19 protein-coding genes are annotated in these 23,219 nt (G+C 43.3%); 9 read left to right on the top strand and 10 right to left on the bottom strand.

Annotation, left to right across the window (positions count from 1 at the left end; translation table 11 throughout):
• Positions 1-41: 41 nt before the first annotated feature.
• Complete coding sequence (locus K6V21_RS18215) at positions 42-1,043, bottom strand: IS110 family transposase (protein WP_224318936.1); 1,002 nt, start codon at positions 1,041-1,043, stop codon at positions 42-44.
• 382 nt (positions 1,044-1,425) lie between these two features.
• Between K6V21_RS18215 and K6V21_RS18210 the strand changes: the two genes are divergently transcribed.
• Complete coding sequence (locus K6V21_RS18210; protein WP_224319451.1) at positions 1,426-2,733, top strand: Na+/H+ antiporter NhaC family protein; 1,308 nt, start codon at positions 1,426-1,428, stop codon at positions 2,731-2,733.
• Positions 2,734-2,962: 229 nt separating this feature from the next.
• The gene (locus K6V21_RS18205; protein ID WP_007213447.1) at positions 2,963-3,208 is read left to right on the top strand and encodes an RNA recognition motif domain-containing protein; all 246 of its coding nucleotides are present in this window, start codon (positions 2,963-2,965) and stop codon (positions 3,206-3,208) included.
• A 73-nt stretch (positions 3,209-3,281) separates the two neighbouring features.
• Here the strand turns inward: K6V21_RS18205 and K6V21_RS18200 are convergent, their stop codons facing one another.
• The 3 genes from K6V21_RS18200 to K6V21_RS18190 all read right to left on the bottom strand — a co-directional run bounded on the left by K6V21_RS18200 (position 3,282) and on the right by K6V21_RS18190 (position 7,144).
• On the bottom strand, positions 3,282-4,163 hold the full coding sequence (locus K6V21_RS18200) for a YiiG family protein (RefSeq protein ID WP_224319450.1): 882 nt from the start codon (positions 4,161-4,163) through the stop codon (positions 3,282-3,284).
• A 37-nt stretch (positions 4,164-4,200) separates the two neighbouring features.
• The gene (locus K6V21_RS18195) at positions 4,201-5,310 is read right to left on the bottom strand and encodes a toxin-antitoxin system YwqK family antitoxin (protein ID WP_224319449.1); all 1,110 of its coding nucleotides are present in this window, start codon (positions 5,308-5,310) and stop codon (positions 4,201-4,203) included.
• 163 nt (positions 5,311-5,473) lie between these two features.
• The gene (locus K6V21_RS18190; RefSeq protein WP_224319448.1) at positions 5,474-7,144 is read right to left on the bottom strand and encodes a hypothetical protein; all 1,671 of its coding nucleotides are present in this window, start codon (positions 7,142-7,144) and stop codon (positions 5,474-5,476) included.
• Between the two features lie 173 nt (positions 7,145-7,317).
• On the opposite strand from K6V21_RS18190, the gene K6V21_RS18185 reads away from it, so the two are divergent.
• The 7 genes from K6V21_RS18185 to K6V21_RS18155 all read left to right on the top strand — a co-directional run bounded on the left by K6V21_RS18185 (position 7,318) and on the right by K6V21_RS18155 (position 14,314).
• Complete coding sequence (locus tag K6V21_RS18185; protein ID WP_007218692.1) at positions 7,318-7,872, top strand: 30S ribosomal protein S16; 555 nt, start codon at positions 7,318-7,320, stop codon at positions 7,870-7,872.
• A 123-nt stretch (positions 7,873-7,995) separates the two neighbouring features.
• Positions 7,996-9,090 (top strand): TlpA disulfide reductase family protein, encoded by a 1,095-nt coding sequence (locus K6V21_RS18180; protein ID WP_224319447.1) that lies wholly within the window; start codon positions 7,996-7,998, stop codon positions 9,088-9,090.
• A gap of 306 nt (positions 9,091-9,396) precedes the next feature.
• Positions 9,397-11,604 (top strand): anaerobic ribonucleoside triphosphate reductase, encoded by a 2,208-nt coding sequence (locus tag K6V21_RS18175; protein ID WP_224319446.1) that lies wholly within the window; start codon positions 9,397-9,399, stop codon positions 11,602-11,604.
• A gap of 18 nt (positions 11,605-11,622) precedes the next feature.
• The gene (nrdG, locus tag K6V21_RS18170) at positions 11,623-12,132 is read left to right on the top strand and encodes an anaerobic ribonucleoside-triphosphate reductase activating protein (RefSeq protein ID WP_007218695.1); all 510 of its coding nucleotides are present in this window, start codon (positions 11,623-11,625) and stop codon (positions 12,130-12,132) included.
• Between the two features lie 169 nt (positions 12,133-12,301).
• Complete coding sequence (locus tag K6V21_RS18165; protein ID WP_007213453.1) at positions 12,302-13,069, top strand: threonine/serine exporter ThrE family protein; 768 nt, start codon at positions 12,302-12,304, stop codon at positions 13,067-13,069.
• On the top strand, positions 13,066-13,560 hold the full coding sequence (locus tag K6V21_RS18160) for a threonine/serine exporter family protein (RefSeq protein ID WP_007213454.1): 495 nt from the start codon (positions 13,066-13,068) through the stop codon (positions 13,558-13,560). Before K6V21_RS18165 ends, K6V21_RS18160 begins: the two co-directional genes overlap by 4 nt.
• Positions 13,561-13,591: 31 nt before the next feature.
• Positions 13,592-14,314 (top strand): DUF6064 family protein, encoded by a 723-nt coding sequence (locus K6V21_RS18155; protein WP_224319445.1) that lies wholly within the window; start codon positions 13,592-13,594, stop codon positions 14,312-14,314.
• Positions 14,315-14,460: 146 nt separating this feature from the next.
• Here the strand turns inward: K6V21_RS18155 and gpmA are convergent, their stop codons facing one another.
• The 6 genes from gpmA to K6V21_RS18125 all read right to left on the bottom strand — a co-directional run bounded on the left by gpmA (position 14,461) and on the right by K6V21_RS18125 (position 23,206).
• The gene (gpmA, locus tag K6V21_RS18150) at positions 14,461-15,207 is read right to left on the bottom strand and encodes a 2,3-diphosphoglycerate-dependent phosphoglycerate mutase (RefSeq protein ID WP_007218697.1); all 747 of its coding nucleotides are present in this window, start codon (positions 15,205-15,207) and stop codon (positions 14,461-14,463) included.
• A 458-nt stretch (positions 15,208-15,665) separates the two neighbouring features.
• Positions 15,666-18,230 (bottom strand): glycosyltransferase family 1 protein, encoded by a 2,565-nt coding sequence (locus K6V21_RS18145; protein ID WP_217713213.1) that lies wholly within the window; start codon positions 18,228-18,230, stop codon positions 15,666-15,668.
• 38 nt (positions 18,231-18,268) lie between these two features.
• Positions 18,269-19,930 carry a glycogen/starch synthase gene (locus K6V21_RS18140; protein WP_224319444.1) on the bottom strand — a complete coding sequence of 554 codons (1,662 nt, stop codon included), beginning with the start codon at positions 19,928-19,930 and terminating at the stop codon, positions 18,269-18,271.
• 360 nt (positions 19,931-20,290) lie between these two features.
• On the bottom strand, positions 20,291-20,755 hold the full coding sequence (locus K6V21_RS18135) for a V-type ATP synthase subunit K (RefSeq protein WP_007662239.1): 465 nt from the start codon (positions 20,753-20,755) through the stop codon (positions 20,291-20,293).
• Positions 20,756-20,798: 43 nt separating this feature from the next.
• On the bottom strand, positions 20,799-22,604 hold the full coding sequence (locus K6V21_RS18130; protein WP_224319443.1) for a V-type ATP synthase subunit I: 1,806 nt from the start codon (positions 22,602-22,604) through the stop codon (positions 20,799-20,801).
• A complete protein-coding gene (locus K6V21_RS18125) occupies positions 22,601-23,206 on the bottom strand; it encodes a V-type ATP synthase subunit D (RefSeq protein WP_007213463.1) in 606 nt (201 codons plus the stop codon). The genes K6V21_RS18130 and K6V21_RS18125 overlap by 4 nt, the downstream gene beginning before the upstream one ends.
• Between the last annotated feature and the right edge of the window lie 13 nt (positions 23,207-23,219).

The raw sequence follows: 23,219 nt of genomic DNA, 5'->3' as shown, positions 1-23,219 counted from the left end.
AAAACCAAACGAGTAGTGGAGCGTAATGCTTCCCTGCTCGTTTATTCTTTATACGTGATTAAATCAACAAAGGGTGTCCCTCTTCTGACTACTGCAAACATTCTGCACACAAGTTTAAACTTTACCGCATTCAGCACTACTCCATGTTCTTTTCCCTCTTTTCTTTTCCTTTCATAATACTCTTTGAGTTCCTTATCCCATACAACGGCCGATCTTGCAGCCTGCGATAGATCCGCTTTCAATAGTCTGGCTCCCGTAGCACATACCCTTGTTTTCCCTTTCACACTGGTTCCTGAAGAATGTTCAAAAGGGGCAATACCCAGATAACAGGCATATTGCCGTGCGGTTTCAAATGCCTTGAAATTATTAGTATGTATGATTGTATTGATGGCATTAACACTACCAATCCCTTTAATGCTGTTAAGAAGCTGATAGTTTAAGTTCATAGTCGGATCAGAGCTGACAATCCCGTGCATCTCATCTTCTACGCTTTGAATTTGTTTTTCCAGAATCTTAACCATTTCTTCTGCCCGCCTGCTCGTAGAGGTGGACTCCCGGTCTTTTCTGTCCGTGATAAATCCCTTGTTTTCAGTCAGATGCTTAACCAGGCGTTTCCTTTCGGACGACAAGTCACGCAAGATAAGGACAGCACTGCCGGAAAGTTTGGAATAGGTCAATTCATCCCGATGCAAGTAACCGTAGTAAGCTATCCGCTCGGCATCCACACGGTCATTCTTTCCACGGACAAGCCCCAGAGAACGCTTTAAATCCAGAGGAGTGAAAGAACTGTAATCTTGTTTACATGACTCTAAAAACAGACATAAATCATAGCTGTAAATGCCTGTATTCTCCAAGCAGATGACAGTCTGTTTAGGAGAAATACGCTTCTGCTTCATCCAGGCAAACAATGCTTGATAACCCGTTTTATTATTCGAGACTTGCTTGTAGTTTGTCTCATCCGCATGTTTCTTTGCGGGATCGTAAATAACAACATCAAGTGTTTTTTTACTGATGTCAATGCCAATAAACCATTTCTTTTTCATAACTTCGCATTACTTATTTGAAGTTAACCATAGGTTGAACTCACTAAATCCTTTAATAGGCCAACGACCTAAAATTCTAATTGGGACGATTCAACTGAAAAGGGAGGCAGGACTAGTTCTGTGTATAGGGCTTCTGCCTAGATCTCACAATAGGTCACCCGCTTCCCTTGGTTAACTCTTATTAACTACAAAGGTAATATTTCAACCCTAAGTTTTAGTAATGCAAATCTAAAGGAGTCTCACAGAGTTTAATCAATTTGAAACCAAAAGAATAGAACTCCGTGATACTCCGTGTTACTCTGTGGTGAAGAATTCATAACCCGACAGAAATCAATTCCTCTAACGGCCCAAATGCCTTACGTGTTACCATATATATATTAAAATGACAAATACAGCGAATAAACGAAAAGGTGGATGGTGGGCACTGAGCCCGCTGGCAGTATTTTTATGCCTTTACCTGGTGACTTCATTGATTGTAAACGATTTCTATAAAGTACCTATTACGGTAGCATTCCTGTTGTCATCTTGCTATGCCATCGCACTGACGCGCGGATTGAGTCTGGAAAAGCGGGTGTATCAATTCTCGGTAGGAGCCAGCAATAAGAATATCATATTGATGATATGGATATTCATCCTTGCCGGAGCTTTTGCACAGAGCGCCAAACAGATGGGAGCAATCGACGCTACAGTAAACCTGACTCTGAGCATCCTGCCGGACAATTTATTACTGGCAGGAATTTTCATCGCCGCCTGTTTCATTTCACTTTCCATCGGCACCAGCGTAGGAACAATTGTAGCCCTGACGCCCGTAGCCATCGGACTGGCGGAAAAAACCGGCATCGATCTGCCATATATGGTTGCCATTGTAGTGGGCGGTTCATTTTTCGGAGATAATCTCTCCTTTATTTCGGACACAACAATTGCATCCACCAAAACACAGGATTGTGTGATGAGGGATAAGTTCCGGGTGAACTTTATGATTGTGGTTCCGGCAGCACTGGTCGTACTATGTATCTATATATTCCAGGGATTATCAATATCAGCCCCTGCACAGACGCAAGCGATTGAATGGATAAAGGTTATCCCCTACCTCATCGTATTGGGCACGGCAGTGGCTGGTGTAAATGTAATGCTGGTTTTGCTGCTGGGTATCCTCAGCACAGGCATCATAGGTATTGTTACAAGCGGAACAGACATAAGTACAGCTTTCTTCGACTGGTTCGGCGCCATGGGAACAGGTATCACGGGAATGGGAGAACTTATTACCATCACTTTACTTGCGGGCGGCATGCTTGAGACTATTCGGTATAATGGAGGCATAGATTTCATAATCTCCCGCCTGACACGTCACGTAAAAGGTAAGCGAGGTGCAGAACTGAGTATCGCCGCACTCGTCAGCATTGCCAACCTATGCACCGCCAACAATACCATCGCCATCATTACCACCGGACCGATAGCCAAGGACATCGCCCAACGCTTTCATCTGGACCGCCGGAAGACAGCCAGTATCCTGGACACGTTCTCCTGCCTGATACAAGGTATCATTCCTTACGGAGCGCAATTATTGATTGCCGCCGGATTAGCGGGAATTTCTCCCATCAGCATTATCGGTAGCTTGTATTACCCGTTTACAATGGGAATATGTGCATTACTGGCAATATTGGTGAGATATCCACGGAAATATTCGTGAAAAATCTCCCATACTCAATAAAAAATGAAAATATCGAAAAAAAATATGGTAAAAGATGATGCATTATTAAAATAGAATGCGTTACTTTGTACCCGAACAATAAGAAAGTTTATTCGATTTGATTATTTCACGTATGTATTTCCTCTGCATTGAGTATTTCCATCTCTGACCTAACAACTTCCAAAAACTTTGTTTATTGAATTATTAATTTATTATTTTATTTAGATTTATGAATTTGTATGTAGGTAACCTTAATTACAAGGTTAGAGAATCAGATTTGAGAGAAGTTATGGAAGAGTACGGAACAGTAGACTCAGTAAGAATCATCACTGACCGTGAAACAAGAAGATCTAAAGGATTCGCATTCATCGAAATGCCGGATTCTGCAGAAGCATCTAACGCTATCAATGCATTGAACGGTGCTGAATACGGAGGCCGTCCGATGGTAGTTAAAGAAGCATTACCGAAGAATTAATCATTCTAAGATAGTACGTTACAGAAAAAGGATGAATTTCAATGAAATTCATCCTTTTTTAATGCTATAATCCTCAATTTACGAAACGATTGTAATCGTCGATTACATGATTATAGTTATAAAGCAATTCCTTATACCCGCTTTCGGTAAACTTCCCATCGCGCAATTGTTTGCGAAGCTCACCCAAGAACTTATCAGTATCATTAACCATGTCTTCATAACTCATCATTTCACTGGAATAGTCTTTCAACTTCTCTATCTTTGAAGCCGCCTCCTTCTGAGTATTCACAGTATCATACAAAGATTGCATTCGCTCTTTGGCAACATCCGAATCATAACCTTCAAGTACTGCCTCCAAAGAAGAAATCAATGCCTTCCCAGCCATAATATGATCTTTCAGAGGATTATCCTTTAAAGTCGCCTCTTCTGCCTTGTCGGCATAAGGCGTCACCAAAGCATAAATCTGCGTACGAAGTTCCTGTATCCGATTTCCCTGTTCTTCCTGATCGGCAGCTATTTCACGCCCCCTGGCATACTTGTCGTCCTTATAGTCTTCTGCTTTAATATACTGGCAGTACTCTTCATAATTAGCATACACTTTGTTTGACGCATCCACATAAGCCAGGCAAAGCGCTTTCAAACTATCACGTACCGCATCCGGGAAGCAGTTGCCCGGATTTAATAATGCCGTCGTGTCTTTAGCCTGAAAATAAGAGCGATTGACAATGGGAGCTATAACAAAGCCCTTACCGTCTTTTTTCATGTACGCCAGTGTTTTGGAAATGTCATCCGTCGCTACGAGTTTTTTCATCAGATCGACAGTGATGTTGTAGTAAGCGATAACTTCATTCGCATCTTCCTGACTATAACTCATAGAAGCCGCATCCTTGCCTTTACCGCCACACGAAGCAAGCAACAAAAGGCCTGCAACAGATAATGATACTAAGATTTTCATTTTACATTCAATTTTTAAACAGTTTATAATAAGTGTTTTATTCATCCCATTCTTTCTCTATCTTTCCGGTAGTATCATAAGAAATCCAATGTCCCGAACGGCTGTCACTCCGGTACTGCCCTTTGCTTTTCAGAGTACCCGCTTTGATGTTCTGCTGCTTGTCTTCCTGATAAACAGCTTCGTATGGGCCATGTCTACGGTCATTGACATAAGTATAAGTCTCAATGAAATCATTGCGGTTACTGGTTACCCAAACACGCTCCGTACCATTTTTCCGTCCGTTCTTATAATTCGTTTCGCGTTTTGGCTTACCGGTAGAATAATCCAATAAAACAAAAAGTCCGTCTTTCTTTCCGGCTTTGTAATGTTGTATTTCTTCGCGTACCCCACCGGTAAAGACTACTTTTTCACCATCCAGCAAGTCGTTTGCATAGTTTTCAATAGAAAGCGTATCACCCAGATCATTGAACTCCAACCAGCAGCCGGTCTTCATCCCATTCTCATATTTCCCCAGCACCTTCGGAGTGTCTGTGTCAACAAAGCGCTCCTCATACTTTCCCATACGTTTGCCATGCTCACAGGTATAAGTCCTGGTATAGTCGTATCTGGCTTGCAGATAAGCCCATTGCCGGCCATGCTCCAAACCATCTTCATAGTTATTGTCCGAGCGCACTTCACCGGTCTCATGGTTATATTCTTTAAAATTGCCATGCTCCCTACCATTTTTGAAGAATACAGAACGGGACACTTTTCCATTTTGGAAATAAGAAATAACCGCCCCATCAAGGGTATCATTGCGGAAGGTATACTCCTGGGTAAGTGCCCCGCCCACATATTCGCGAAACAAACCATTCTTACGTCCTTCCTTATAAGAACCTTCCCGACGAAGCGCATTATGGGAATATTCCTGATATTTTCCGTCGAACATGCCTTCCTTGAATTCCGCCTGCACATATTGCGAACGATAGCCGTCGATTATACGGAATTCACCGTTCAAAGGTTTTTCCTTTTTGGCATCACGATAGAGAAAGCGTCCGTCACCCAGATTGATTTCGGAAACCTCATTAACCTGATAGATTTTCTGAGCTAATAGGGGAAAAGTACATACCAGTAACAGGCATATAGCCAAAACTTTTTTCATTGTCATACTCATGTGTGTTCCTAATTTTGTTTATGCCGCAAAATTAAGGGGTAGCAATGAAACCGGGAAATAAAACCGGGGGACAAATAAAAAAGTAAAAAGCACCAACTACAAACCTGAAATTCAGTTAAATAAGCAGCTTTCACCCTTTAAAAGCCAGGGGGACAAATCAGAAATTCCGTAGTAATTCCTCCAAAGTCACGCCACTCCCCGAGCCTATTTTATCAACGCGAATACGCTTGAGGCGCTTCTTGACGGAATCCTTTTCCAGGTGCATGATCTGCGCCATTTCAGACTGTGATAATTGCATTTTCACCATACAGCAATAGCGCAAATCTTCTTTGTTCAGTTCGGGGTAAGAGTCCTGCAAACGCAAAGTGAAATTATTGAATATAGCATCGGCATTCTCAGTTATCACATCCCAGTCTTTATCCGAAAAGATGATATTACCGTTCTTTCTGATCTCCCCCACTTGCTGCAAAATGCTAAAATTCAGTTGCCGGAAAAAGGCGCCTTTCAATTCCCCCTCTTTCTGCTGAAGCTCATTTATCTTTTGCAAATTCTCCAGATGTTCTTCACTACGATGGCGCAGTTCCTCTTGCTGGGCAATGATTTGTTCCTGCTGACCGATAAGCTGCTTCTGCTGGATAATCAGACGGCGACGATTACGACGGTAAAAAATCAAATAAATACCTCCCGCCACCCACAAAAGAGTTACGGATATGGCTATAATCCAATATACCCGGTGTTTATGCTCGGCCAGCTGCGCACGCCAACGCAGATTATCCGCCCGAAGCCGTTCATGCTGATAAAGACTCTGCAAAGCTATCAATTCGGAACTTTTAGTAGCAGCTTTGATGGAGTCATCTATCTGAGTGTATCGCAAAAGGTATTCATAAGCATCTTTATAACGCTTCATAGCATAGTAAGTATCCGCCATATTATAGTAACGGGCTTCCTGGGTGAAAGGGTCGGGACAAGGTTCGGATTTATGAAAGTAATAGTAGGCGGAATCATATTGTCCTAATTTGCCGAACATTGCGGCTTTTTCAGCATAATGACCGGTGATGTTCGCAGAATCCGTGGGCGCACGATGCCGGAGAGCTTTATCCACATATTGCAAAGCAAGGGCATAGTCTCCTTTCTGAGTGTAAATTCCCTGAAAACGCGTATATATATAAGGTAACTGGCTCGTCAGAGAATCGCGAAGAACAATTTCGTGCATGATTTCAGTATAATGCAAAGTACTGTCATACCGGCCGGAGAAGAGGTGACCGTAAGCGATGTCTCCCAATGAAATACATTCATAGGAAACATTCTTCATGCGACGGGCTATCTCCAGCGCTTTCTGCGAATATCGTATTTTATCCTCGAACAGACGTTCTTTTGCTGCCACTACCCCCGCCCAGGTGTTCACTAAATACCGCCAGTAATCACCCACTTGTTGGCCCTCCGAATAGGGCAATGCCTCCAGAAAAAATTTCATAGCCTCTTCATTGCGCTGAAAAGAACGTGCCACCTGCCCCGCACAAAACAAGGTACGGACTAGATGCACACTATCCACAGAAGCACGGTAATAATCCAAAGCTACGGTAAGTAAAGTGTCGATTTCATCCAAACGTTCCTCATTACGTGCCACTTCGGCAGCCAGCAAAGCATAAAGGGCGCGGTCGGATTTAGAAAAAGCTCCCGGATACTTTATTCCGGCAAGTATCAAGCTTGCACTGTCTTTCCGGTTTTGTTCTATCAGTTCATCCGCACAATGCAAACGAACATCGGTACGGCCACAAGCTCCAAATAACAACGCAATAATAGTTCCAAGTAGTAGTTTTTGCTTCATAATAGCAGTTATCGTTTTCGTGGCGACAAAGGTAATACAATTGCCCGAAATACAACGGCCTCATAGAAAAAACGAGCGAACTCTTTGTCAATCAAAATAAAAGCCCTACCTTTGCAGCCGCTATTACGAGATAGTAGCATAATTCAAATCATTTATTTAAAACATTATTTAAAATGGCAACAAAAATCAGATTGCAAAGACATGGACGTAAGAGCTATGCTTTTTACTCTATCGTTATTGCAGATGTAAGAGCACCACGTGATGGTAAATTTATTGAGAAGATTGGTACGTACAATCCGAATACCAATCCTGCCACAGTAGATTTGAAGTTCGACCGCGCACTTGACTGGGTTATGAAAGGTGCACAACCGACTGACACTGTTCGCAACATCTTGTCACGCGAAGGCGTTTACATGAAAAAACACCTGTTGGGCGGTGTTACTAAAGGCGCATTTGGCGAAGCTGAAGCTGAAGCTAAATTTGAAGCTTGGAAGAACAACAAACAAAGCGGTTTGGCTACCTTGAAAGCTAAAGACGAAGAAGCTAAGAAAGCTGAAGCAAAAGCACGTCTGGAAGCAGAAAAGAAAGTGAACGCTGAGAAAGCTAAAGCATTAGCTGAAAAGAAAGCTGCTGAAGAAGCAGAAAAAGCTGCTGCCGAAGCACCTGCTGAAGAAGCAACAGAGGCTCCCGCCGAAGAAGCTCCCGCAGCTGAAGCTGCTGCTGAATAATAGTAAGCACAGCACGATTACAAAAAATGGGATTAAAACTATAAAATCCTCTCCGGTTATGCCGGAGGGGATTTTTTATTGATTATCTTTGTAGCTACATATTTTTACTTAATAATAAAAGCAATGAAAAAATTTATCTATCTGCTCGCTGTGGCTGCCATCGTCGCTGCCTGTAGCGGAAACAAAGGTTACGTGGTAACCGGAACCGTAGAGGGTGGAGCTGACGGCGACACCGTATTTTTGCAAAAAGTAGACGGAAGAAATCTTGTAAAAGTAGACTCCGCAGTTATCACAAAAGGCACATTCACCTTCAAAGGTGTACAAGATACTGCCGTAAACCGTTACGTGACTTACAGACCAGCAGGAAAAGAAGGCATATTAATGGACTTTTTCCTTGAAAACGGTAACATCAACATCAACCTGACGCGTGATAATGACTCCGCTACCGGTACGCCAAGCAATGATGCTTACCAGGAAATCAGAGCTCAGCTGAATGATCTGAACAAGCAAATGATGACTATATACGAGTCCATGTCAGATACTACACTGACTGACGAACAGCGCGAAGCCAAAATGAAGGAAATGAACGATCTGCAAGAAAAGTCAATGGAAATCACCAAGGTAGGTATCGCTAAGAATATTACAAACCTCGTAGGCGTTCATTTGCTGAAGAATAACTACTACTATCTTGAAGTAGACGAATTGGATCCGCTGATGCCGCAAATCCCGGCTGAATTTGCGAATGATGAAGTAATCATCAAAATCAAAGGAAACGTAGAAAAGATGAAAGCAACTGCCGTAGGCCAGAAGTTCACAGATTTCGAAATGGAAACTCCTGACGGAAAGCCCGTGAAACTGTCTGACTATGTAGGTAAAGGTAAAGTGGTACTCATCGACTTCTGGGCAAGCTGGTGTGGTCCTTGTCGCCGTGAAATGCCAAACTTGGTAGAAGCTTACGCTCAATACAAGAACAAAGGTTTCGAAATCGTAGGCGTATCTTTGGATCAAAGTGGCGAAGCATGGAAAGACGCTATTCAGAAACTGAACATCACTTGGCCGCAAATGTCTGACCTGAAATACTGGAACAGCGAAGGCGCTCAATTGTATGCAGTAAGCAGCATTCCTCACACTGTATTGATCGACGGTGAAGGAACCATCATCGCACGCGGATTGCACGGTGAAGAATTGCAGAAAAAGTTGGCTGAAGTATTGAAATAATCTTTGTTCGGAAAAGAATAATCACAGTCAAGGAATTATTCTTATAGTATAAGTTCCCTTGTTACAAATACATGTAGCAAGGGAGTTTTTTTGTATCTACCTACTACACAGAGTTTTCCATTTTGAACAACTTTAGAAAACCGACTAATACAAAAAGTTATCCACTTTACATTTATACATGACTAGGAACCAATTGATTAACATATTTTAGACCGATAAAAGTTTCCCAAAAACAAAAACTTATAGATAAGTTTATACCTTTGCACTCCCAATTCTAATGGATAACTAAAAAATTAAAACGAGACCATGATACAGACTGTAATCAAAAGAGACGGACGTGTAGTAGGCTTCAATGAAGAGAAAATAGTAACTGCTATCCGTAAAGCTATGTTACATACGGATAAAGGCGAAGACTTACAATTGATACGCCAAATCACAGATCATATATCTTTCAAGGGAAGTGCACAAATGACGGTGGAAGCCATTCAGGATGCCGTAGAAATGGAACTGATGAAGAGTAGCCGGAAAGATGTAGCACAGAAATATATCGCTTACCGCAATCAGCGCAGCATTGCCCGTAAAGCCAAGACGCGCGACATGTTTCTGGAGATTATAGAAATAAAATCCAATGACGTAACACGGGAAAATGCAAACATGAATGCCGATACCCCGGCAGGCATGATGATGAAGTTTGCCAGTGAAACGACCAAACCCTTTGTGGATGACTATCTGCTAAGCGACGAAGTACTGGAAGCCGTAAGCGGTAATTACCTGCATATTCATGACAAGGACTACTACCCTACCAAGAGCCTGACATGTGTTCAGCATCCATTGGATCGTATTTTGACCTGCGGCTTTTCTGCCGGACACGGTGAATCCCGTCCTGCCAAACGTATTGAAACTGCAAGTATCCTGGGATGTATCTCACTGGAAACTGCACAGAATGAAATGCATGGCGGTCAGGCTATCCCGGCATTCGACTTTTATCTGGCACCCTACGTGCGCAACAGCTATATCGAAGAAATCAAGAATCTGGAAGAGCTGAACGGAAAGGATTATTCACATCTATATAAGAAAGAGCTTACAGACTATCTGCAACAGCCGCTGGATGGACTGTCCGACGAGAAACGCATTGTGCAACATGCCATTAACAAGACTGTAGCACGTGTACATCAGTCAATGGAAGCATTCATCCATAATATGAATACCATTCACTCACGCGGTGGTAACCAGGTAGTATTCAGTTCTATCAATTACGGCACAGATACATCTGCTGAAGGGCGCTGTATCATCCGCGAACTTCTGAAAAGCACCTATCAAGGTGTAGGTAACGGCGAAACAGCCATATTTCCTATTCAGATATGGAAAAAGAAACGTGGTGTGAGCTATCTGCCGGAAGACCGGAACTATGACCTTTACCAGCTTGCCTGCAAAGTGACGGCCCGCCGCTTCTTCCCGAATTTCCTCAATCTGGACGCTACTTTCAACCAAAGCGAAGAATGGAAGGCGGATGACCCGAAACGCTATCAGCATGAAGTAGCCACCATGGGATGCCGTACACGTGTATTCGAAAACCGTTTCGGACCGAAAACTTCAATCGGACGCGGAAATATCTCTTTTTCTACCATTAATATCGTACGCCTGGCTATCGAGTGCATGAAGATAGAAGATAAAGAATTGCGTATAGCCAAATTCTTCGCAAAACTGGATTCAATGCTCGAAGTCACTGCACGCCAACTGCACGAACGTATGGAATTCCAGAAAACTGCATTTGCCAAGCAATTCCCATTGCTGATGTCTGCCCTATGGGTAGGTTGCGAAAAGCTGAAACCAAACGATACAATTGCCTCTGTGATCAATCAGGGAACGTTGGGCATAGGTTTCATAGGTTTGGCAGAATGTCTGGTTGCCCTTACCGGCAAACATCACGGAGAATCGGAAGAAGCACAAAAACTGGGAGTAAAAATAGTAACTTATATGCGCGACCGCGCCGACCAATTCTCCGATCAGTATCACCATAATTACAGTGTGCTGGCTACGCCTGCCGAAGGACTATCCGGCAAATTTACAGGGGCAGACCGTAAGAAGTTCGGTGTATTGCCGGGAATTACAGACCGGGATTACTATACAAATTCCAATCACGTGCCTGTGTACTACAAGTGCAGCGCCCGCCATAAAGCAGAAGTGGAAGCTCCGTATCATGAACTGACACGTGGCGGACATATTTTCTATGTAGAAATAGACGGTGATGCGACACACAATCCTGAGGTCATCATGCGTGTAGTGGATATGATGGATCAGTACAATATCGGATACGGCTCAGTAAACCATAACCGCAACCGCTGTCTGGAATGCGGATATGAAAACTCTACTCCGAATCTGGAAGCCTGTCCGAAATGTGGCAGTACGCACATTGATAAGTTACAACGTATCACCGGTTACCTGGTAGGGACTACCGACCGCTGGAACAATGCCAAACTGGCGGAACTCAACGACCGTGTCATTCATAACTAATCACTAATCACTATCAACGTGCTTTCTATCCTTGACATTATAGAAGATACTACAGTGGACGGTCCGGGCTTCCGGACCTCCATTTATGCTGCCGGGTGCCCGAACAGATGCCCCGGTTGCCATAACCCTGAATCCTGGGATATCAACCGGGGACGCTGGATGTCGACAGACGAAATTCTGGCGAAAGTGCTTGCCGACAATTTTGCAGACGTAACATTCAGCGGCGGAGATCCGATGTACCAACCCGAGGGATTTACAGAACTGGCATGTGCCATTAAGGAAAAAAGTAACAAGAACATCTGGTGCTATACAGGATATACTTTTGAGACTCTGCTACGCAACCCACTACAGGCCAAACTATTGCAGTATATCGATGTGCTGGTAGACGGGAAATTCAAACAGGAACTACGGGATGAAAGCCTGTGCTTCCGCGGAAGCAAAAATCAACGTTTGATTGACGTACAGGCTTCATTGCAGGCAGAAGAGGTAGTGACATACAATTATAATCCCGTACCTCGCATTGCTTAATAATCAGTATGCTTGAGATGCCGACACCATCTCAAGCTCTCCTTTCTCGTCTCCCTCCTTTCAGAAATTCCCATAATTATAACTTGTTATCATTTCCTTCTTTCCTCAAAAAGCCGTACCTTTGCGGCGCTTTTCAAGAATAGATAATATTAGGATAACATTTTAAAGTATGAATTCGCCAAACGAATTAAAAGAAATTACCCGGTTTTTACTGGAGTATGCTAATCGTCTTATGGGTTCCGGTGTACACACTTCACGTGTGATACGAAACACCCGTCGCATCGGAAAGTCACTGGATGTAGACGTGAAAATGAGCCTTTTCCAAAAGACCATGGTGGTAAGTGTATGCGACATTGACAGCACGGAAGTCTACAATGAAGTAGCCATTATTCCCGCTTTCCCCATCAGTTTCGAACTGAACGCTGAACTGAGTGCGCTTAGCTGGGAAGCCTACGACAATCATTTACCTCTGGAGACACTTTGGGACAAGTATGAGAAAATAATATCACGACCGAAGATGGACCCGCTTTGTACATTGTTTCTGGTGGGTTTTGCCAATGCTTCTTTCTGCGCCCTGTTTGGTGGTGACTGGACAGCGCGTCTCATTGTATTCTCCGCAACACTCATCGGTTTCTATATAAAACAGATTATGCAGAAGAAGAAAATCAATCATTATCTTGTTTTCATTGTATCTGCATTCGTAGCTTCCATGGTTGCTTCTTCAGCGCTTACGCTGGAAACGACAGCTGAGATAGCCATTGCCACAAGTGTTCTTTATCTGGTGCCTGGCGTCCCCTTGCTGAATGGAGTCATTGATATTGTTGAGGGACATGTACTAACCGGCTGCACCCGTCTCATCCAGGCATTACTGCTGGTATTATGTATTTCCGTAGGACTCTCCTGCACTCTTATGTTAATTAGAAACAGTTTATTATGATACTCGTTGATATACTTACGGACGGCATATTTGCCGCAGTTGCCGCCATCGGTTTCGGAGCGATTTCAGATCCTCCCTTGCGCGCTTTTCCTTCCATTGCCTTGCTTGCCGCTATCGGCCATGCTTTGCGTTTTTGTCTGATGACCTATCTGGGAGTAGATATCGCCACTGCATCTCTATTTGCTTCTTTCAGTATCGGTATGGGAAGTCTGGTTTTGGGAAAACGTATCTATTGCCCCATGACCGTGCTCTACATCCCTGCATTGCTGCCTATGATTCCGGGTATGTACGCCTACAAAATAGTATTCTCACTCATCATGTTCATGCAGAATATGAAAGTACCGGAATTGCAAGAAAAGTATCTGATAGACTTATTCACGAACACAATTGTTACTTGTAGCGTCATTTTCATGTTGGCAGTGGGCGCCACTATACCGTTGTTCTTGTTTATCAAACGAGCTTTCTCCATGACAAGACACGAGAAAAATTAAAAGTTGAAAATTAAAATTTAAAAGATTGCGTATGGAAGTTTTTTGGAAAACAATCGCACAATATAATGAAGCAACCTGGATTTTCCAGGTAATTATTACGATTGCAGGTATCCTGCTGACCGTACTACTTTATCAAAAACCGACACTGCTGATAAAGCGGTTGATGAAAGGATATATGGTATTTTTAAATAGCTGGATTTCTATCGTCTACTACATGATCTATTGTGGTGACCGGAATTACAATTATATACTTGCCATATTCTGGGGTATAATTGCACTTATCTGGCTGTGGGACCTCATTACAAACTATACTCCGTTTGAACGTTATCACAAATATGACAAACTGACTTACATACTGTATGCCATGCCATTCCTTTACCCTCTCTTGTCATGGACACGGGGCATGGAATTCCCAATGATGACCACCTGTGTGATGCCCTGCTCCGTGGCAGTATTCACCATCGGATTGTTACTGGCATTTTCACGCAAAGTAAATCTGCTTGTAATACTTTTCCTTTGTCACTGGGCATTGATAGCGTTTTCTAAAGTGTACATCTACAAAATTCCCGAAGACTTATTGCTGGCAAGTGCAACCGTTCCTGCCATTTATCTCTTCTTCAAGAATTACTTCGACCAGAATCTGCATAAAGAAACAAAACCAAGTGCCAAATATACAAACTGGATTCTAATAGCACTCTGTGTAGCAATTGGAGTATTTCTAAGTATCACGATATTGAACGAATTAGTTGGTTAGAGAATTAAATATGAAATATGAAGTATTAAGTATGAAGTATTAAGTATTAAGTATTAGGTATTAAGTATTAGGTATTAAGTATTAAGGGCCACGCATCATTAATACCTAATACCTGATACTTAATACTTCATATTTCATATTTCATTCTATTTATTCTTTCCTTGATTTGCTACTGCTTCCATCAACTTCTTTATTTCCTCCGGATCTCCCAAGAAATAGTCTTTCTGCAAATTCAGGTCATCGTCAAATTCAAAGACATAAGGTACGGCGGTGGGCAGGTTCAGCTTTACAATATCTTCATCGGAGATATGCTTCAGGTGCTTGATGATTCCTCTTAAACTATTACCATGTGCCACTACCAACAGTTCGTCTGCTGTTTTCAGATTCGGGAAGATCACACATTTCCAGTAAGGCATGATGCGTTCGATTGTATCTTTCAGAGACTCGGTACGAGGCAGTTCCGCATCGGGCACTTCATTATAACGTGCTTCAAAGCGAGGATTACGAGGATCATCCTCAGTCAGTGCATGCGGAGCAATATCATAGCTACGACGCCAGATCAATACTTGCTCTTCACCGTATTTGACAGCAGTTTCCGCCTTATTCAAGCCTTGAAGCTGTCCATAATGCTTCTCGTTCAGACGCCAGGATTTCTCTACCGGTATCCAGTCCTGATCCATACGATCCAATACCACATTCAGTGTTTTCACTGCACGTTTCAGATAGGAAGTATAGGCTTTATCAAACTGGAAGCCATTATCTATCAATAACTGCCCCGCCTTTTTAGCTTCGGCAATACCTTTTTCCGTTAAATCTACATCGGTCCAACCAGTGAAACGATTTTCCTTATTCCATGCGCTTTCGCCATGGCGAAGTAATACAATTTTCTTCATACGAATTATTTTTTATTAGTCGTATAAATAAAACACGCATCTATCGGAACTTGTTCAATAAAAGGGAGGGAGCACTTTTTTCTCCACCCAATATACATTATACCGGCTTCCTATTTCCAACTTTACAGGAGCATCAGGCGAAAATCCTGTATTGTTGGAAGAATACGTCTTCACAATACCCGTGCACCAAACTTTATAATATTCACCTCATCAGCATTCGACAATACTTTTGCCTGATCTCCATCCTGCTCATCAATAAAATAGAATTTTTCGCTCGGAAGGTGATAGTTCCGTTTGTGAATATCCGCCAGAAACTATGCCAAACAAACAACTCAATGAAAGAAGTAAATGTCTCATAGTACATATATTATAAGGTGAATAAAAAAGCGAAAAGCTGCCCCGAGAAGTTTAGTAAACCTCCCGTGAGCAGCTTCTCTATATTGTTAGATCAAACTCTCTTACACGAACCAACGAACGTAGCAGAAGTCCTGACGGTGAGGCAGGTCAGAGTTTTTCGGGAACATACGGTAGGATACTTTAAAGCTACCTGCGTTCTCTAATTTATGTTTCACCTGGAAAGTATAAAGATTACCCTCTTTCTTCACTACACTGAACGGTTCAACAGAATAAACATGCTGTTTACCGTCTCCGGCAGTATAAGTAGTTACCAGTTCCAGACCGATAGCATCATTCAAGCCTTTCTCATCGATTACATAAGTAATGGTATATTCCTTACCGCTTTCGATAGTAGCTTGAAGCAATTCTTCACACTTGTCATAAGACACTACCTCAATACTGTCCCACTTAGACACCACTTCTTCTTTCCAAGCAGCAATTTCTTTTGCTTTGGCGTTGTCATTAGCAGACAATGCGCTGAAACGCTTAGCCAGCTTAGTGTAGAACTTGCTATAATAGTCGTCCAACTGACGTTTCATGGTATAGTGCGGTGCAATCTGTGCAATAGAATTCTTGATAGTCTTTACCCAACCTTCAGAGTATCCCTTCTTATTGCGTGCATAATACAACGGCAGGATTTCTGTTTCAAGGATGCTGTAGATAGTAGCTGCATCGAGCTGATCCTGATGTTCCTGGTTCTGGTAAGTACGCTTTTCAGTCAGCGCCCAACCTGCACCTTCACGATAGCCTTCCAACCACCAACCGTCGAGTACGGAGAAGTTTACAACACCGTTCATCAACGCTTTCTCACCGGAAGTACCGGATGCTTCGAGCGGACGAGTCGGAGTATTCAACCAGATATCTACACCGGATACCAGACGGCGAGCCAGCTGCATATCATAGTTTTCCAGGAAGATAATCTTACCCAGGAATTCCGGACGACGGGAAATTTCGATAATTCTTTTAATCAAACCTTGACCTGCTCCATCATGCGGATGAGCCTTACCTGTGAACAGGAACTGTACCGGATAGTCAGGGTTGTTCACAATCTTAGCCAGACGGTCGAGGTCAGTGAACAGCAAGTGAGCACGTTTGTAAGTAGCAAAACGACGACCGAAACCGATCAGCAACGCATTGGGATTGATCTTATCCATCAGAGAAACGATGCGTGAAGGATCACCCTGGTTCTTCAACCAAGTTTCACGGTATTGCTTACGAACATAGTCAATCAACTTATTCTTCAAAGCCATACGGGTTTCCCAGATTTTTTCATCGGGCACATTATAGATAGCTTCCCAAATCTTCGGGTTAGACTGATCGTACAAGAAGTTTTCGTCGAAGTTAGCCGCATAGAGATGTTTCCATTCGGTAGCGCTCCAAGTCGGGAAGTGTACACCGTTCGTAACATAACCCACATGCATTTCTTCAGGGAAATAGCCCTTCCAGATAGTAGAGAACATTTCCTGAGAAACCTTTCCATGCAACCAGCTTACACCATTCACTTCCTGTGAAGTGTTGCAAGCAAAAATCGACATACAGAAACGTTCGCCTTTGTCGCCCGGATTGTTACGGCCAAGATCCATCAGGTCGTCCCAGCTGATACCCATCTTAGCAGGATAACCACCCATATACTTACCGAAGAGACCTTCGTCGAAGTAATCGTGACCAGCAGGAACCGGAGTATGTACAGTGTACAGTGAAGAAGCACGCACCAATTCGATAGCCTGGTCGTAAGACAAGCCTTCAGCTACATAATCACAGATACGCTGAACGTTGATCAACGCTGCGTGTCCTTCGTTACAGTGATAAACATCTTTCTTGATACCCAGTTTCTTCAGTGTCAAGATACCACCGATACCAAGCAATATTTCTTGTTTCAAACGGTTTTCCCAGTCACCACCATAGAGTTGGTGAGTAATAGGACGGTCGAATTCGCTGTTCATTTCATTATCCGTATCCAACAGATAGAGAGAAATACGTCCAACGTTTACACGCCATACAAAAGCATGAACAAAATAATCCAGATAAGGAACATCTACAATCACCTGATTGCCATTCTCGTCCATCACTCGCTCGATGGGCAACTGACCGAAGTTCTGAGCTTCGTAGTTGGCAATCTGCTGGCCATCCATAGAGAGGGTCTGCGTGAAATAACCGTAACGATATAGGAATCCTACTGCGCAAAGGTCAACATTGCTATCGGAAGCCTCTTTCAGGTAGTCGCCGGCAAGAACACCTAAACCGCCAGAATATATCTTAAGTACCTGGTTCAAACCATACTCCATGCTGAAATAAGCAACGGAAGGGCGCTTCTGATCAGGTTTCACGTCCATATACGTTCTGAACATAGCATAGACGTCATTCATTCTCTTCAGAATTACTTTGTCATTTGCAAGCGCCTCGAGTTTAGCATAACTCATTCTTTCCAACAGAAGGACGGGGTTATGACCAACTTCTTTCCACAAAGCAGGGTCAAGGTCTCTAAACAGTTCAGTAGCTTCATAGTTCCAAGACCACCAAATGTTGTGTGCCAATTCAGACAATTTCTCCAACTCGGCAGGAACATGAGATTTCACATTCACATCTTTCCAGTTCGGAGTGTTTACATTACTAACTTTAATCTTCATTGTATGATTACTTGATTGATTAATAATTCATATTTATTTTAACCTAACTGACGCTCCATCGCATGACGAAGGGCAAAATCATAGGCTTCATAATAATATTCAATAAAATGCTTCCACAAAGCCTGCTCAGCCACTTGCCCGGCACGCTTGCGAATGTTTTTCACTTCTGCATCCGTCTTTGCTGAGAATGCCGAAATGGTGTCTTTGATACCGTCAGCTACTTCAGAATAGTTGTAATCCGAACGGTGAAGTACCTCTACCCCATCATCGATGCCATGCTGGTTCTTCAGGCTGTTCACCCAAAGTCCGAAACCTGCCAGGTCGGTCGTGACGGTAGGAACATGAAAAGCAACACTTTCCAGCGGGGTATAGCCCCAAGGTTCGTAATATGAAGGATAGACACTAAGATCTTCTCCCAATATCAAATCGTAATATTGCTTGTTTATAATGCCATCTTTTCCGTCGAGATAGCAGGGAACAAAAATAATCTTCACCTTATCCTCAGGACGGTTGCTCATACCCATATACTTCAGCATGTCCAGCACTTGATCATGCGTCATGTTGTGCAGCCAGTGAGTAATCAAAGGTACTTCCAGCGGAGTAGTGAATTTCTCCTTGCTCTTGAGACGCTGTTGCAGGTCTTCACGGGCATCACCTACCCATCCCGGCACATTGATGAATGCCAATACATTCTTCTCCAGGTTCTTATCACGGTTCAGTCGATTCAGTGATTCAAGGAAGACATCTATGCCTTTGTTCTTAAACTCATAACGACCGCTGGTACCGATAATCAACGTATCATCACCCATATCCGTACCCATCAGGCAATTGGCAACGCGCAACATGATAGATCTCGCACGTTTGCGTTTTCCGGTAAACGTAGTCCCTTTGGGTACAAAATCATCTTCAAAACCATTCATAAGCACTACATCGGCAGGCTTATCAAGCAATTCCTTGCACTCGTTGTTCGTGATTTCGCTCACAGTCGTAAAACAGTCTACATAGTGCGCAGTCTGTTTTTCAATGGAGTGTTTGGATTGCATATTGAGCTCTTCCGCCATCTGATCGCCGTTGTAAGCGAAGAGATAATCGTAAAGAGGCTTATTGTTACCTGCAATGGAACGTCCGATGGACGTGGCATGTGTGGTAAATATCGTAGCGATTTCAGGAACAGCTGTTTGTAAGTAGAGGGCTCCCATACCGGTCATCCACTCATGTGCCTGATAAATCACTTTATCCGTCTCCGTCAGGTTGTAGCGATAAAAACTCTCTACCACCTTTCCGGCTGCATACGAAAACATGGATGCTTCATCATAATCACCGTATGCATGCAGTGAATCCACCTGATAGTGGTTCCACATTTCTGTATATATTTCATTCTTCAGTGCGAAAAACGGTTGGAAATCAACCAATATAACGATCGGATTGCCCGGAATGTTCCAGCGTCCTACACGGACGGAAAGGTTATCTTGCTCAGTTGCATGCTTTCTCCATGCTACACAAAGATTATCGGACTCGATAAACAAAGGGTTCTCTTTACCCTGCCAAAAATCAGGTCCTATAAAAAATAATCTATCATGAAATTTTGCCTGCAAGGTATTTGCTCGCGTGGACAAAACCGTATAGATACCTCCAACCTTATTACATACTTCCCAGCTTGACTCGAAGATGTAGTCGGGGGTTAACAGCTCTTTAGTCATATTACTTTTAATCTCTATTACTTAATACCGGCTGCAAAAGTACACATTATTCTTTGAAAAATAGCCTATTAATCGAAAAAACTAATGAAATATGCATAAACAATCGTTTGCGAAAAATAGTTAGAAGACCTGAATAGCGTTCCGAACGCCACACTTCATCAGAGCAAATGCCATACTTCATCAGGACAAATGCCACACTTCATCAGGGCAAATGCCACACTCTGTATGTTGCAAAGTGTGGCATTTGCTCTGATGAAGTGTGGCGTTTCGCTTACTGAAGTGTGGCATTTGGAAACAATAAACCCAGGATCATCATCGAAATGACAACCCTGGGTTAGCAAATTATTCAGAAATAGATTCTTATGCAACCAGTGCGCTACCAATCAAGAATGTTGCAGCCAAAGCAACGATAGCGTAAAGTTCCGGGAATACGGCAAGGATCAATGTATTGCTGAATACATCGTGACCTTGTCCGATAGCTGCGATACCATTTGCACAAACCTGTCCCTGGCGAATAGCTGAGAACAAAGCAACCAATCCCAAGGCGATACCTGCACCGAGAATAGCGGCTGCCTGGATGCCGGTCATTTCAGGAGTAAGGATACCGAAAATAGTCTGGAACATAAAGTAACCGGCAAAACCATACAAACCCTGCGTACCGGGAAGTGCTGTCAATACGAGAAAGTTTCCGAATGCACCGTCGTTCTTCTTCAAAGCACCGATAGCTGCGTTACCGGCAATCGTCACTCCATAGGCACTACCGATGCCAGACAAACCAATCATTACTGCGATGCCGATGTAGGCAATCAATAAGTTCATTTCCATAATCTTACGTTTTTTATTGTTTTAATTTTTAATTCTATAATTGTTATTTTTTAAATGGCTTATATTCTTTTCCGCCTCCTTCGTAACCGGAATTCTTAAAGAACTCCACGAAAGTCAAACGCATGGGGTGAACCATCGCACCCAGTACGTTCATAAACATGTTAATGGCATGTCCGATAACGAATATCAGTACCATCACAATCGGACCGACAATCACATTGTCAGGGCTCATGCCCACAGCCAGACTGTTGAATACTCCCGCAAGGATACCTCCCGACAGACCGAGGGCAAACAGACGAACATACGAAAGCACGTCGCCCAGCAAACCCGTAGCCATGTTGTAAGAATCCCACAAACCCAATCCGATATTCATAAACACGTTCTTACCGGGACTGTTGAAGAGAAATATCATAACGGCAGCCACACCAAGAATGCACAGATGTACCGTACCACCCAACGGCATCACTTCGGGCAACAGGAATCCTACTCCGCAGGATATCAGCAACACAATCCAACCGATAGTGGCTACGGCATACTTAAAGCCGAACTGTATCGCCTGATTGACTGCTTTCAGTATCATACCGAAGAGAATCTGAACCACACCGAGTATCAGTGACAACTGGAACATGGCATTATTATCCATGAACAAATGCTCCTTCATATACTGCAAGAAAGGTATGTTAATGTCATAGAGGCTCACTCCGAAGAACGTACCCGTCAGCATTCCACAGAAGAATGTAGAGGCAGCCAATATCTGTACCAATGAAAGAATCGGCTTCATCGTTGCACTGATATTCTTGGCGAACATACGGTACAGCGTAGCGGCAAGGAACAGGAACAATCCGTAACCGGAGTCACCCAGACACAACCCGAAGAACACCATAAAGAACGGTGCAAAGAACGGCGTCAGATCCAATTCACTGTATTTCGGAAGCATGTAGAGTTTGCATATCGGTTCAAACCAGGCAAAGAAACCCTTATTGTTCAATTGGATAGGCACATTATCTTCCGGTGTCGGATTCGTAATCTCATAATAGATATGCTGTTCATCCAGCCATGCGGCAATTTCCTTTTCTTTGGAAGCCGGCGCCCAACCTTGCAGCAACATCAGCTTTTCTCCCGCTGTAGCCTCTGTGTTCAATATCACCTGAGAAAACTCTATTTCAGTGTTCACCTCTTTCAAGGCTGCTTGTAATGAAGGTTGCTCCTTCTCAGCAAGCACAGCCAGCTTTTGGTCATTGTCCGCCAAAGCCTGTTCAGTCTCCTGACAAAGTATCTGCACACGGGTCAATGAATAAGGAGGTAACTTTATCTGCTCTGCATCCAAATCTACTTCCACTTCATTCTTAGTTACAGTAATGAAATAGATACGTGAGGATACACGATTGATAATCATCGCATTATAAGTTTCTTCCCAAATCTCGTCATAGCTACCTTCCGAGCAACAGTAAAAGTTTACCGTAAAGCCGGCATCATGCAGAAGATTCAGACTTTCAGGCTCGAAATCACCCCAGGGTTCCAGGGCGGCTTTCTCCTTCTGATAGTTTTGCAGCTGTTGTTGCAGCTTCGTCTTTTCACTTTGCAGCACATCCACTTCGTCCAGCACTTCCAGCCCGCGGGCAGCAGAAGCGGGTGTAGTTTCCTTCGCTTCGCCCAAGCCATGCAGCATTTTCAATGTTGCCTGCAAACGCGAAGAAAGCCGGATGCTGTCCTGCAACTCTACATTATCAGCTACTCCCTGCTGTTTTTCAGCCACGTGCACTACTCCAAGTTCGCGCACTCCGTTCAGAAATACCTCGTACTCCTTATGATATACAAGGAATGTGAGCTTCTTCATTTTTGTAATCATGCTTCTGCCTCCTTCCTACTCTCTTGATGGGATTTCATGATTTTCTGCGATGACTTGGAGAGATTTTCCTCGTCTTCCATGAAGCGCTTGATCTTTCGCAGAGCATCCTGATAGCCTGGAATCTGCACTTTCTCAAAGAGGTTTACCTTTTGGGTAGTCTTCTTACGTGCATGTTCCAGCAAGCCCAGTTTGGCGACGATAAACTCCCGTTCGATAGCCGTCTGTGCCAACACCTTGAGCAAATGTATGCCGTCGGCATACCATTTGGGAGCATTGAACAGGCTGTAGGGGCGTATTTCGAAATCAACGTTTTCGAGCAGCGGCACCCGTACACCGGCAATCTTCTTCACGCCGAGATGTACATCGCTCACCTTTATCAATGAGGAGTCAAACTCATTCCAAAGGGCGAACATCGCTTCGTAGGCCTGGATTTCCCGTTCCAACTTCTCATCCAGCGCGGCAGCTTCTGATTTGCAGCGCTTCACTTCCATGCGTAGTGCGCTCTCCTTATTCTTGATAATAGGGAGTGTACGTACCCGCACTTTCAGTTGCTTTTCCAACTGCTGGAGGGAAGTTTTATTATATTGAAACTTTATAGCCACTTTATTAGTGATT

The organism is Bacteroides cellulosilyticus (assembly GCF_020091405.1).
In the GTDB taxonomy this organism is placed as follows: domain Bacteria; phylum Bacteroidota; class Bacteroidia; order Bacteroidales; family Bacteroidaceae; genus Bacteroides.
The sequence above is the reverse complement of the archived record's forward strand: the minus strand, read 5'-3'. Positions and strand labels throughout refer to the sequence as shown.

Coding starts and splice junctions, on each gene's coding strand:
- K6V21_RS18215 (WP_224318936.1), bottom strand. CDS start 1,043: ATGAAAAAGAAATGGTTTATTGGCATTGACATCAGTAAAAAAACACTT.
- K6V21_RS18210 (WP_224319451.1), top strand. CDS start 1,426: ATGACAAATACAGCGAATAAACGAAAAGGTGGATGGTGGGCACTGAGC.
- K6V21_RS18205 (WP_007213447.1), top strand. CDS start 2,963: ATGAATTTGTATGTAGGTAACCTTAATTACAAGGTTAGAGAATCAGAT.
- K6V21_RS18200 (WP_224319450.1), bottom strand. CDS start 4,163: ATGAAAATCTTAGTATCATTATCTGTTGCAGGCCTTTTGTTGCTTGCT.
- K6V21_RS18195 (WP_224319449.1), bottom strand. CDS start 5,310: ATGACAATGAAAAAAGTTTTGGCTATATGCCTGTTACTGGTATGTACT.
- K6V21_RS18190 (WP_224319448.1), bottom strand. CDS start 7,144: ATGAAGCAAAAACTACTACTTGGAACTATTATTGCGTTGTTATTTGGA.
- K6V21_RS18185 (WP_007218692.1), top strand. CDS start 7,318: ATGGCAACAAAAATCAGATTGCAAAGACATGGACGTAAGAGCTATGCT.
- K6V21_RS18180 (WP_224319447.1), top strand. CDS start 7,996: ATGAAAAAATTTATCTATCTGCTCGCTGTGGCTGCCATCGTCGCTGCC.
- K6V21_RS18175 (WP_224319446.1), top strand. CDS start 9,397: ATGATACAGACTGTAATCAAAAGAGACGGACGTGTAGTAGGCTTCAAT.
- K6V21_RS18165 (WP_007213453.1), top strand. CDS start 12,302: ATGAATTCGCCAAACGAATTAAAAGAAATTACCCGGTTTTTACTGGAG.
- K6V21_RS18160 (WP_007213454.1), top strand. CDS start 13,066: ATGATACTCGTTGATATACTTACGGACGGCATATTTGCCGCAGTTGCC.
- K6V21_RS18155 (WP_224319445.1), top strand. CDS start 13,592: ATGGAAGTTTTTTGGAAAACAATCGCACAATATAATGAAGCAACCTGG.
- gpmA (WP_007218697.1), bottom strand. CDS start 15,207: ATGAAGAAAATTGTATTACTTCGCCATGGCGAAAGCGCATGGAATAAG.
- K6V21_RS18145 (WP_217713213.1), bottom strand. CDS start 18,230: ATGAAGATTAAAGTTAGTAATGTAAACACTCCGAACTGGAAAGATGTG.
- K6V21_RS18140 (WP_224319444.1), bottom strand. CDS start 19,930: ATGACTAAAGAGCTGTTAACCCCCGACTACATCTTCGAGTCAAGCTGG.
- K6V21_RS18135 (WP_007662239.1), bottom strand. CDS start 20,755: ATGGAAATGAACTTATTGATTGCCTACATCGGCATCGCAGTAATGATT.
- K6V21_RS18130 (WP_224319443.1), bottom strand. CDS start 22,604: ATGATTACAAAAATGAAGAAGCTCACATTCCTTGTATATCATAAGGAG.